This is a genomic window from Paenibacillus sp. FSL M7-1046, assembly GCF_038007405.1.
In the GTDB taxonomy this organism is placed as follows: domain Bacteria; phylum Bacillota; class Bacilli; order Paenibacillales; family Paenibacillaceae; genus Paenibacillus_AQ.
This window is the reverse complement of record NZ_JBBOXB010000001.1, coordinates 6,052,059-6,064,560: the sequence shown is the minus strand read 5'-3', so window position 1 is coordinate 6,064,560 and position 12,502 is coordinate 6,052,059. Positions and strand designations below refer to the sequence as shown.

Below are 12,502 nucleotides of genomic sequence, written 5' to 3'. Positions count from 1 at the left end.
TAGGGATTGTTCGTTCAAAAGGGCAGCATGACCATATTGTGAAAGGTTTTTTGCTTGGTTTCAATTGTCATATGTCCGCCGTATTTATCGCAAAGTCTGGCGATATTCGTGAGCCCGATGCCATGATTCTCCGGGTTAGGCTTTTGGCTGCGCAAAGGAACGACTTCATTATCCATTTGGTTAAGAATGTGTATGAACAGAGCGGACTCATGGGAAAATATCTTAATCACCACGTACCGGTCCTCTGCGATTTTCACATGCTTGGAAGCTTCAATTGCATTATCCAGCATATTTCCGAGTACGACACATAAGTCATAGCGATCTATCAATATCTCAGGAGAATACAAGTTCAGCTTCGTATCTATCCGAATGCCATTCGCTTGTCCAATGTTAAGCGTGTTAGTAACGAGGGCGTCTATCACCAAATGGCCTGTATTTACCCGCTGATAAGCGCCTTCGACTTTATTTAACGTCGTTCGGATATGCTCTAATGCTGCCGCTGGCTCATTTCGTTTAATACACTCCTCGATATAGAGAAACTGCTGGTTCGTGTCGTGAATTATTCTTTTGATCGATTTAAAGCTGTGTACAGTCTTTTCATAATTTGCATCCTGGTAGTCCATCTGATGCTGTAACTGGGCATTCTCATGCTTGAACTGGAATTTATCAATAATCGTATCAAAAATGTAGATGATCATCACGTTTATAAAAAGAAATCCAATAGCAGAAAGGAAATAATGGATGTTCATCTCATTGTAATTCGTGAGCACATTCAGCTGGTAGATGCTGATGATAGGGACAAGTATAAATAATATATAGTAACGATAATGCAAAGAGAAGCTTCTGCGTTTGGCAATCAGCCGGATAATCTGAATAACTGCAAACATAATCGTGAAGCTGAGCAGGGTGGCCTTGAATAATAAGATCTGATTCTGTTCATTTACTGGATCAAGACTGGTAAGGTCAACCGAATCCAACAGATAAAAAAAATAGATCGAAATAAAATTAACAATAGACATTAACACACCATACAGCACAGTAAAAATGATCTTTGTTTTCAGTTCCACAGTATAGGCTAGCGCCAAACTAAATATGACCACTAAGGCCAGGATCGAAGAAATCACAAAGGATACCGGGACGGAAATATAAACGTAACCAAGCACCCCGAAAATAATAAAGTAAATCCACCGCTTTTGCTTTTGGGCAGATTTGTCGAACACTGAGTTAAAGAAATAAATGATCTGAAGGCACATCACAACCTCAACACACAACCCAAACATCCAGTTGTTTGTAATCATCTCAATGGACCTTCATTATCATAAATTTGGTGTAGCAATCTTTAACCTCTTTCAGTTTAGAGCGGCCGATCGGCAGCTCAATCCCACCTGACATAAGCACAACTCCGCTGGCGAACTTCCGCACATGAAGCAGATTAATAATGACGGAACGGTGGATTTGCAGGAAGTTGTTGTCCTTGAGTGCCAGAGCATAATCGGCAAGGATGCCTTTACCTTCATAGGTTTGATTGAGGGTTATAAAATTCAGCTTACTTTTTATGGTTAGGCTTTTAGCCGCTTCGATCGCAATGATATCATCATGCTTCAGCACAACTTCTTCAAAGGCTGACTTGATGATCATAAACTTTTTATCAAGGGCTTGGAAGTATTGGCATAGCTTGATCATTTTCTCCTCTAACACCTGGGGAGTAATGGGTTTGATTAAATACTGGAAGGTCATTACGTCAAAGCTTTCCACCATATATTCCGGGTAGCTTGTCAGAAACACAATTTGTTCATCCAGGTGTTTTAAATTCCGTATTTGGCGGGCAGTCTGAATCCCGTTTATACCACCCATTTCAACATCCAATATTAAAATGTGAAAGGGGGGGGCATTACGCTCATAATGAGAGACAAGCTGCTCCCCTGAGCTGAATCCCTCAATTTCAAAATCAATATTCACCTTGATCGACAACGCAATCAGCAAGCCTTTGACAATCTCTCTTTGTTTGTCCTCATCATCGCAAATAGCCACTCGATACATAGTGGATCACCTCTCTTTTCTAATGCCGTTACTCTAGAGCTTGATCTAACTATCATACAAGCTTTTAGGCTTGAATAAATCACTTTTGGATGAACTGCAGATTTAAATCCCTCAAGTGCATGCGAAACGAAACCTCTCAATTTCCTATGTAGCAAAACTGCAGTTTAAAAAGCGCACTGCCAGCAATTGCAGAACGCTTTAAATATTTCAACAGAATTTAACGAAAAGTGATTTGTGTCTTTGCATAGTTTACAAATCGGCTATTTTGAATATGACAAAGCTACTCATATTTACCTGTTGATTTCCGGCAAATGGTAATAATACTGCATTCGTAGTACCTGTATTTGTGAGACGTATTGCATCACCGACATTAACTGGAATAATCCCTTGCCCAACCAGATGTACATCATTTGCCGTGCTTGTGTTATTTCCAGAAATGGTTATGGATTGTTCAAAATTATTCACTGTGACTACAAAAGCAGCACCTGGTAGTACAGCATCCCCTTGAATGTACAAAATGTAGTTAACATAATAAAAGCCTGATTGCTCTGCTATTGCCGCTCTTGCACCAGCATCGAAAGTAAATCCTCTTTTCGGATCTGATATTAGTGAGGATAATGGTATGGAAACATTTGGAGGTATAACTGTTGGAGCTGTAGATAGTAACACCAGATCTGCAAAAGCGCTGGATAAGGTTCCTTGAGGACCAGTAGATCCTGTTGGGCCTGTTGAGCCAGGTAATCCTTGAGGCCCTGTTGGGCCTGCCGGGCCAGGTAATCCTTGAGGTCCTACTGGGCCTGGTACTCCCTGAGGCCCTGTTGAGCCTAGTAGTCCTTTAGGTCCGGCTGAGCCTGATAATCCTGTTGGTCCTGTTGGTCCTTGAGGTCCCGTTGATCCTTGAGATCCCGCTGGTCCTTGAGGTCCCGCTGGTCCTTGAGGTCCCGTTGGTCCTTGAGGTCCCGCTGGTCCTTGAGGTCCCGCTGGCCCATGAGCTCCTGATAATCCTTGAAGTCCCTCGGGACCCTGAGGCCCTGGTACTCCTTGGGGTCCCGGTAATCCTTGAGGTCCTTGGGGTCCCTGAGGTCCTTGTGGACCTTGAGGACCTGCTATTCGGTTTTTCACACCCATAATATCATCCTCTCTGATCGATATGCCGTTAGTATATATACCCAGAAGTTCATTTGTCTGGGCATATTTATAATTGGGCTAATAACTGATTTTATAAATGTGAGGTTTATTTACCGTAATTAATCATATTGTGGGATATCACCTTAATTGGGGGCATTCTGATGTGGATAAAATGGTCTTATGATTCAGAACATATTGTTTTATCTAATAAATATAGTTTACAATTTGGTGCGCAGATTCCTCCAAAAATAAAATTTCACTTTGGTTCGTTTGAAACAGAAAGAGAATTGACACTAAGTACCTTATTAACAAAGGATACAATCGTTTTACCTGTATCAATTAAACTCAATTTTATGATTCCTGATACACTTCCTTATGATTTAAGAATAGATGAGAATGGTCTGCATCTTGGCCCGGTAATTGCTATTTTAACTTCGAGAGTAAATGTTTCCCCAGGCATTAGAACTAAGTACCTTGAATACCTGTGGGATTATAAGAATTTAAAAGGATTAATTTACCTTTGTCCCCTAGAGGGGGTTAATCCTGCGAAAACAGGAATAGAAGGTTACTACTACCAACCAGATAAATTAGGAAGCGCAGGAATTTGGAAGAAAGGGATATTTCCATACCCTGATGTTGTCTATCGCAGGATTGTAGTAAACAGAAATGATAAATACGACCACTTGCTGATTACTGTTGGCCATAAGATCTTTAATCCAAGCTTTTTAGATAAATGGGCAGTGTGGAAGGCTCTTCAGGATAATCCTAAGATAAATCCCCATTTACCTAAAACGGCACTATTGAGAAATGCAAAAGAAGTTATTTGCATGTTAAAAGATTATGGTTCAGTTTACCTTAAACCGGTGAGTGGTTCCTTCGGAAGAGGTATAGTAAAGATCGAATTAACCAACAAGGGTTACCTTTGGAAGCATAAGAATACAAAAAAAAAGTTGAGTCAAAAAAAATTAATAAAGTTATTGTGTTACCAAAAGAGGCGGCGGGCTTACTTATTTCAGCAGTCAGTAAGTTTGAAAGTCCATAATAAACACGTCGACTTTCGAGTGATAATGCAGAAAAACAATACACAAACCTGGAACTGTACTGGCATTATTGCTAGATATGGTATGAAAGGAAAGCATTACACCAATGATGTAAGTGCGCTGAAATTAGGAGTGGATGGTTTAAAAAATGCATTACATTTAAATGATCTACAGACTAAACTCAAGACTCAGGAAATTCTGTCTTTATGTACTTTGGTTTGCGAGAACCTTGATGAGTTACATGGACCCTATGCGGATTTAGGTTTAGATGTGGCAATTGACACTAATTATAAGGTGTGGTTACTTGAGATCAATTTTAGGCATATGCATAACATTGCTGCACTAGTTGGCCAACAGAGTAGTATGTATAGTAAGGTAATAACACGCCCGTTAGAATTTGCAAAAGCATTTGCTGGATACAGCACTCCATAAACACAGTTTATTTCGGACAACGTTTTTTAGCTTTATCAACTTAATCTATCTTTAGTTTACCGGTTTATTCTAACCGGTTTTTTTACGTACAGTAAGAACTAACGATGATACCCGAGTTTGAGTTTCATTCTTTAAAGATATGGGTATATAAGCTATATTTTCGAAATATAACCGCAAGCAAGCCACAAGTTGGGAAGTGAGAGGCGTCATGGATTCAGCAGTCAACATCCTGCTCGTAGACGATCACCCGGAAAACTTGGTTGCCATTGAGGCCGTTCTCAGCGGAGAACCTTATCGTCTGGTTCGGGCATATTCCGGTATTGAGGCTTTGCGCTGTTTATTGGAAGAGGAGTTTGCCGTCATTGTCATGGATGTGCAAATGCCGGAAATGGACGGGTTAGAGACAGCCAGCATCATCCGGACCCGGGAGAAGACCAAATTCGTCCCCATCATCTTTATGACAGCCACCAGCAATAAAATGGAGCATATCTTCGCAGGCTATTCCGTTGGTGCTATGGATTATATGACGAAACCCTTCGTTCCGCAAATTTTAAAATCCAAAATCGAGGGTTACGTCAGTATGTATGAAGCTAACAAAACCCTTCAGATCCAAAGTGAAATGTTGAAGAAACAAACGAGGCAGTTAGAGAAAACCAATCAGGAGCTGGTCCAAGCCAAGGAAACGGCGGAGATCGCTTCCCGTGTGAAATCAGAATTTCTGGCCATGATGAGCCATGAAATCCGGACTCCGCTAAATGGGATCATAGGCATGTCTGATCTGCTTTTTGCCTCCGATTTGCCGGAAGAATATTCAGAGATGGCAGGGATCATTCATACAAGCAGCAATGCTCTGCTTTCTGTCATTAACCATGTCCTCGACTTTTCAAAAATCGAATCCGGAAAAATGGAATTGGAGGAGGAACCGTTCTCTCTTCAACACTGCCTGATTGAAACGATTGATTTGTTTACAGCCAAAATCAGGGAACGAAATCTGGAAGTGGTGGTGCTGGTTGACCCTTCGCTGCCGCCATGTATAAAAGGGGACATGCATCGCCTCCGTCAGGTGTTGAATAATCTGGTGGGTAATGCCGTAAAGTTTACGCATGAAGGCAGTGTATACATAATGGTAAACAAGCTCGCGGAGACGGAGAATTCGCTAACGCTTGAGTTTATGATTAAAGATTCCGGGATCGGAATCCCTTCAGATAAGATAAACGAACTGTTTCAGCCCTTCTCCCAGTTGGATGCCTCAACTACACGTAAGTTCGGAGGCACGGGGCTCGGATTATCGATCAGCAAATCCTTGGTTGAACTAATGGGCGGCACGATCCGGGTAGAACCGTCGAATGAACCCGGCGCAACGTTCATTTTTACAATTGCAGTCAAGACGCTCATGAGCCCAGTTCAACCTCCAGACGAGTCAGATCGGAAGCTGCTGCATACGGATGCTACAACCCACAGCCATACGCCGGCTCCGATTCGTGTCTTGGTGGGAGAAGACGACAACGTAAGCCGGAGGCTAATGAAACAAATACTGGAAGCACTCGGCTTCTTTGCCGATTTGGCGGAGAACGGCACAGAGGTACTGGCAGCTTTGGAACAAACGCCTTACGATCTGCTTTTCCTCGATCTCCGAATTCCCTTTAAAGAGGGCTGGGAGACTGTACAAGAAATCAAAACGAAAGTTATAGACAAGCAAACTGTGATCATTGCCATGACGGCTAACGTTTCTAAGGAAACGATGCAGCGGTGTTTGTCCTCGGGCATGGACGATTTTATCGCCAAGCCTGTTCGATCAGAAGATATAAAACAGGTCATTCAAAAATATGTGATGAAAAAGGAGCAGTGTTGAGTTTATGAGCAATCAAGACCAAATCAACGAAACGAGCGACGATCAAATTGGCGTCGGCGAACTGCTCAACGCCTTAATGGCGATGAAGAAAGGCAACTTCTCCTACAGGATGCCCTATGACCGTACGGGTATGGCTGGAAAGGTAGCGGATACGTTTAACGAGATCATGGATATTCAGGAAGCTCTGGTGTCTGAAGTCCAGACAGTAGCCAAGGTTGTCGGAAAAGAAGGGAATCTTTCGAGAAGGTTTGTGCAGAAGAATCTGGGTGGATCATGGGAAACAATTACTGATTCGTTAAATGGTCTGGTCATCGACTTGATTCAACCGACGAGTGAGATGGTCCGGGTTATTAACGCCGTAGCCAAAGGCGATCTGTCCCAGAAGGTGGAACTTGAAATCGAAGGACGAGCTCTTACCGGTGAATTCCAGAGAACGGCAAGCAACATTAATATGATGGTGAATCAGCTCAGCACCTTTGCCTCCGAGGTTACTCGTGTGGCGCGCGAGGTTGGTACGGAAGGGATCTTGGGCGGCCAGGCAGACGTCAAAGGGGTGTCGGGCACCTGGAAAGATCTTACGGACAGCGTGAATTATATGGCGACAAACCTCACGGATCAAGTGCGTAATATCGCGGCGGTAACCACTGCCGTCGCCAACGGTGATCTGTCGAAGCAAATCACGGTTAATGCCCGCGGAGAGATTCTCGAACTCAAGAATACGATTAACACGATGGTGGACCAGTTGTCCATGTTCTCCTCCGAGGTTACTCGTGTGGCGCGGGAGGTTGGCACAGAGGGCAAACTCGGCGGGCAGGCAGACGTTAAAGGCGTATCCGGTACTTGGAGAGATCTAACCGAAAGCGTTAACTACATGGCGTCCAATCTGACCAACCAAGTGCGCAACATCGCAGTTGTTACGACTGCGGTCGCAAATGGCGACCTGTCGAAGAAGATTACCGCTGATGTGCAAGGCGAAATTCTGGAGCTTAAGAACACCATCAACACGATGGTGGATCAATTGTCCACCTTTGCTTCCGAGGTTACCCGGATGGCGCGCGAGGTCGGTACGGAAGGGATACTCGGCGGGCAGGCGGATGTTAAAGGCGTATCCGGCACTTGGCGGGATTTAACGGAAAGCGTTAACTACATGGCGTCTAACTTAACCAACCAGGTGCGTAACATTGCGGAAGTGACCACCGCCGTTGCCAAGGGCGATTTGTCGAAGACAATTACCGTTGATGCGAAAGGCGAAATCCTCGAATTGAAAAGCACAATCAACATCATGGTGGACCAGCTCAGCAACTTTGCCTCCGAGGTTACCCGTGTGGCGCGGGAGGTTTCAACAGAAGGAATCCTCGGCGGGCAAGCGGATGTTAAAGGGGTATCCGGCACTTGGAAGGATTTAACTGACAGCGTTAACTTTATGGCTGGTACGCTGACCGATCAGGTGCGCAATATCGCTGAAGTGACGACTGCGGTTGCGAAAGGGGATCTATCCAAACAGATCACGGTTAATGCGAAAGGCGAAATCCTTGAGCTTAAGAACACAATTAACACTATGGTGGAGCAGCTTTCCACCTTCGCTTCCGAGGTTACCCGTGTGGCGCGCGAGGTTGGTACCGAGGGCATGCTGGGAGGACAAGCCCAAGTTAAAGGTGTTGCAGGGACATGGCGAGATTTGACCGAGAGTGTAAACTATATGGCTTCGAATTTGACCAACCAAGTGCGCAACATCGCCGTCGTGACGACGGCCGTCGCAAACGGAGACCTGTCTAAGAAAATCACGGCGGATGTCCAAGGTGAAATCCTCGAGCTCAAAAATACCATCAATACGATGGTGGACCAACTCTCGATGTTCTCCTCCGAGGTTACGCGGGTGGCACGTGAGGTAGGTACGGACGGGAAACTGGGCGGACAAGCACAGGTTAAAGGGGTTGGAGGGACCTGGAAGGATTTGACCGAAAGCGTTAATAACATGGCCCGGAATCTGACGGACCAGGTGCGGAATATCGCGGACGTTACGACGGCGGTAGCAAAGGGTGACTTGTCCAAGAAAATCACCGTAGATGTCAAAGGCGAAATCCTTGAACTCAAAAATACGATTAACACAATGGTGGACCAGCTCTCGACCTTCGCCTCCGAGGTTACACGCGTAGCGCGCGAGGTTGGCACAGATGGAAAACTTGGCGCGCAAGCGGAAGTAAAAGATGTTTCCGGTACGTGGAAAGATTTGACCGATACGGTTAACTACATGGCCAGTAACTTGACCATTCAGATGCGCAATATTGCCGGCGTTACGACGGCAGTTGCGAACGGGGACCTATCCAAGAAGATCACCGTCGACGTAAAAGGCGAACTATTGGAACTGAAGAACACGATAAACACGATGGTGGATCAACTAAATTCGTTCGCATCCGAGGTTACGCGGGTGGCGCGGGAGGTCGGTACGGACGGCAAGCTGGGCGGACAAGCCCAAGTGCGCGGCGTCGGCGGGATCTGGAAAGACCTCACCGACAACGTTAACATCATGGCGACCAATCTGACGGATCAGGTGCGCGGGATTGCCAAGGTCGTGACCGCAGTTGCAAACGGCAACCTGAAGCAGAAACTGACTGTTGAAGCCAAAGGCGAAATTGCCGAACTCACGGATACCATCAACAATATGATCGAGACGCTGGCTACCTTCGCCGACCAGGTGACTACCGTGGCGCGGGAGGTAGGTGCCGAAGGGAAACTGGGCGGACAAGCGAACGTGCCTGGCGCCGCCGGTACTTGGCGCGATCTCACCGACAATGTTAACTACATGGCGAGTACGCTTACCACTCAGGTACGTGCGATCACCAATGTCGCAACAGCGGTGACGAACGGTGATCTGTCACGTGCCATCGACGTATCCGCATCCGGAGAAGTCGCAACGCTGAAAGACAACATTAACGAAATGATACGGAACCTGAAGGAAACAACCCGGATCAATACGGAGCAGGACTGGCTCAAAACCAACCTCGCCAAATTCTCACGGCTGCTTCAAGGACAAAGAGACTTGTATGCGGTCAGCCGTATGATCCTGTCTGAGCTGGCTCCGCTCGTGTCCATGCAGCATGGTGTCTTCTACATTAATGAACCGTTTAACGGCGAGCCGGTGCTGAAGCTGTTTGCCAGCTATGCTTACCAAAGCCGCAAACATTTGGCGAACGAATTCCGGGCCGGGCAAGGGTTGGTCGGCCAGTGCCTGATCGAGAAACAGCGGATCCTGCTCACTAACGTGCCAGGTGACTATGTCGTGATATCGTCCGCTTTGGGAGAAGCTGCACCTCTCAACATCATTTTGCTCCCGATCATATTCGAAGATCAAGTGCTCGCGATTCTGGAACTTGCTTCTTTCCGCCCATATAGTGATATCGACATCGCCTTCTTGGATCAGCTTACGGAATCCATCGGAATCGTGATTAATACAATGCAGGCGAACCAACGTACGGAGGAGCTGCTGATTCAATCGCAGTCACTCACTGAAGAGCTCCAAAAACAGCAGATGGAGCTGCGGAATACGAACGACGAACTCGAGGATAAAGCAAAGTTGCTTGTGCTGCAAAAGGCGGAAGTGGAAAGCAAGAATCATGAGGTAGAGGTCGCCAAACGATATCTGGAAGAGAAAGCGGAGCAGCTTGCCCTCACGTCCAAGTACAAATCCGAATTTCTAGCCAACATGTCGCATGAACTTCGTACCCCGCTGAACTCCTTGCTGCTCTTGGCTGAACAGCTTGCCGAGAACCCGGAGGACAATCTTCATGAGATTCAGGTGAAGTTCGCGAAAACCATTCAGGACTCTGGACTCGAATTACTTAATCTTATTAACGATATTCTCGATCTGTCCAAAATCGAATCAGGCACAATCACGCCAGATTACAGCGATGTATCTTTGGCCGAACTGACAGACGGGCTCGACCGTACTTTCCGCCACATGGTGGACGCTAAAAAACTTGACTACCGTATCAAAATTGATCCCGGTGTTCCGGCAAGCTTAGTGACGGACTTCAAGCGGCTTCAACAAATTTTAAAAAACTTGCTTTCGAACGCCTTTAAGTTCACAGAACAAGGGCAGATTATGCTTCAGATACGGAAAGCGAGCGAGGGCTGGCACCAAGAAAATGAATCACTGAATCGTGCTAAAACGGTCATTTGCTTCTCCGTCAGCGACACGGGAATCGGCATTCCTCATGAGAAACAGCAGATCATTTTCGAAGCCTTCCAGCAGGCGGACGGCAGCACGAACCGGGAATATGGCGGAACGGGCTTGGGACTTGCAATATCCCGGGAAATTGCCGAGATGCTGGGTGGAGAAATCACTCTGTACAGTGAAGTGACCAAGGGAAGCGTATTTAATTTGTACCTGCCAACTGAAGCGGAATTCACGGAACCGGAGATCAAGAGGACACATGTACCAGAGGTGATTGATATCACCCCGCCCAAACGCAGAAGCAACCTAGGCAGAGCGGCGGAAGACACTTTGATTGACGACCGGGATAACATTGAGCCGGGTGACCGTGTATTCCTGATTGTGGAGGATGATCAGAAGTTCAATGGAATTATTCTCGATCTCCTCCATAAAAAAGGAATCAAAGCCGTCATTACGGCCAGCGGTTGGGATGTCCTGGAACTCGTTCAAAGGTACCATCCGATCGCCATAACGTTGGATCTGCATCTTGGTGGGGATACAAACGGTTGGCTGGTGCTCGATCAGCTGAAAAACGACATCCATGTGCGGCATATTCCGATTTGCGTCATGACCGTTGACGAGGACGAGGTGCTTCTGCTGCAGAAGGGTGCTCACGATTATTTCCGGAAACCGGTGACTAACGAAGAGCTGGAGAATGCTTTGGATCGTCTGAACCAATTTGCGGACAAGAAGACTCAAAATCTGTTGGTGATCGTCCATGATGAGCAGGAGCGCAAGCAAATTGTCGACCTGCTAAGCAATCAGGATCTCAAGATCACGGCAGTGGATACGGGGCGCAAAGCGTTGAACCAGATCAACACAAAAGATTATGATTGTGTCGTGCTGGACAACAGCTTGCCGGATATGAATCTTATCCGGTTCGCCCGAGATATGTACAAAAATGCCAAAAACAAAAGAGTTCCCGTCGTAGCCCGCCTAAGCAAGAAGTTGACACCGGCGGAGGAGAACGAGTGGGATGAGTTAGTCAAAATGGTGGTTCTCAAAGAGGTGAAGTCGAATCTCCAATTGATCGATGAAACGACTCTCTTCCTGCACAGTAAGGCGGAGAACCTTCCGTCCGGCTCAAGGGAAAAGCTGGTCAAGCTGCATAATTCGGATGAAATGATCGAGTATAAGAAAGTGCTTGTTGTGGATGATGATATCCGTAACATTTTTGCACTCACGTCAATTTTGGAACGTCATCAAATGAAAGTCATTCCTGCGGAGAACGGCCAGGATGCCATTAACCTTCTGGAACAGAGTCCGGACATCGAAATCGTGCTGATGGATATCATGATGCCGGGAATGGACGGTTACGAAACAACCCGCGCTATCCGGCAGAAAGAGCAATTCAAGAACCTGCCCATTCTTGCACTCACAGCGAAAGCCATGAAGGGAGACCGGGAGCTGTGCCTCGAAGCCGGCTGCTCGGATTACATCACCAAACCGGTTAACAGCGCGCAGTTATTATCTATGATGCGCACATGGCTAGACCAATAACCCATACGTTCGATAAGAAAGCCCTCGTCCTAAAGACGGGGGCTTTTAGACTGCCAAAATAGTATCAAACAGTCTTTTTATCGCAGCAGATCACCTACGGCCCGATCTGTGCCGCACATGACAGGAAGCAGGGATAATATGTATACGCATCAGACGATCAGAGGCTATATCGCCGTCTTTCGGGGATTTATAGTTCAATAAAAATGAAGAATACCGTTCAGTTACAGGGAAGATTAATTCTTGAGATTAATGTCGATACTACCCCTTAATGCGTTTTTTGAGAAGGACCGACAAATA

At 46.1% G+C, this 12,502-nt stretch carries 7 protein-coding genes; 4 read left to right on the top strand and 3 right to left on the bottom strand.

Annotation, left to right across the window (positions count from 1 at the left end; translation table 11 throughout):
• Nucleotides 1-14: 14 nt before the first annotated feature.
• From NYE29_RS27000 to NYE29_RS26990, 3 genes are all read right to left on the bottom strand, one after another.
• Nucleotides 15-1,298 (bottom strand): ATP-binding protein, encoded by a 1,284-nt coding sequence (locus NYE29_RS27000; RefSeq protein ID WP_076112868.1) that lies wholly within the window; start codon nt 1,296-1,298, stop codon nt 15-17.
• A 1-nt stretch (nt 1,299) separates the two neighbouring features.
• Nucleotides 1,300-2,040 (bottom strand): LytR/AlgR family response regulator transcription factor, encoded by a 741-nt coding sequence (locus NYE29_RS26995; protein ID WP_340898232.1) that lies wholly within the window; start codon nt 2,038-2,040, stop codon nt 1,300-1,302.
• A 249-nt stretch (nt 2,041-2,289) separates the two neighbouring features.
• The gene (locus NYE29_RS26990; RefSeq protein WP_340898230.1) at nt 2,290-2,709 is read right to left on the bottom strand and encodes a hypothetical protein; all 420 of its coding nucleotides are present in this window, start codon (nt 2,707-2,709) and stop codon (nt 2,290-2,292) included.
• A gap of 194 nt (nt 2,710-2,903) precedes the next feature.
• Here NYE29_RS26990 and NYE29_RS26985 point away from each other — a divergent pair, with 194 nt between their 5' ends.
• From NYE29_RS26985 to NYE29_RS26970, 4 genes are all read left to right on the top strand, one after another.
• Nucleotides 2,904-3,170 carry a hypothetical protein gene (locus NYE29_RS26985; RefSeq protein WP_340898229.1) on the top strand — a complete coding sequence of 89 codons (267 nt, stop codon included), beginning with the start codon at nt 2,904-2,906 and terminating at the stop codon, nt 3,168-3,170.
• Nucleotides 3,171-3,329: 159 nt separating this feature from the next.
• On the top strand, nt 3,330-4,640 hold the full coding sequence (locus NYE29_RS26980; protein ID WP_340898227.1) for a YheC/YheD family endospore coat-associated protein: 1,311 nt from the start codon (nt 3,330-3,332) through the stop codon (nt 4,638-4,640).
• Between the two features lie 208 nt (nt 4,641-4,848).
• Nucleotides 4,849-6,492 (top strand): response regulator, encoded by a 1,644-nt coding sequence (locus NYE29_RS26975; RefSeq protein ID WP_340898226.1) that lies wholly within the window; start codon nt 4,849-4,851, stop codon nt 6,490-6,492.
• A 4-nt stretch (nt 6,493-6,496) separates the two neighbouring features.
• On the top strand, nt 6,497-12,205 hold the full coding sequence (locus tag NYE29_RS26970) for a HAMP domain-containing protein (RefSeq protein WP_340898225.1): 5,709 nt from the start codon (nt 6,497-6,499) through the stop codon (nt 12,203-12,205).
• The last annotated feature ends 297 nt before the right edge of the window (nt 12,206-12,502 follow it).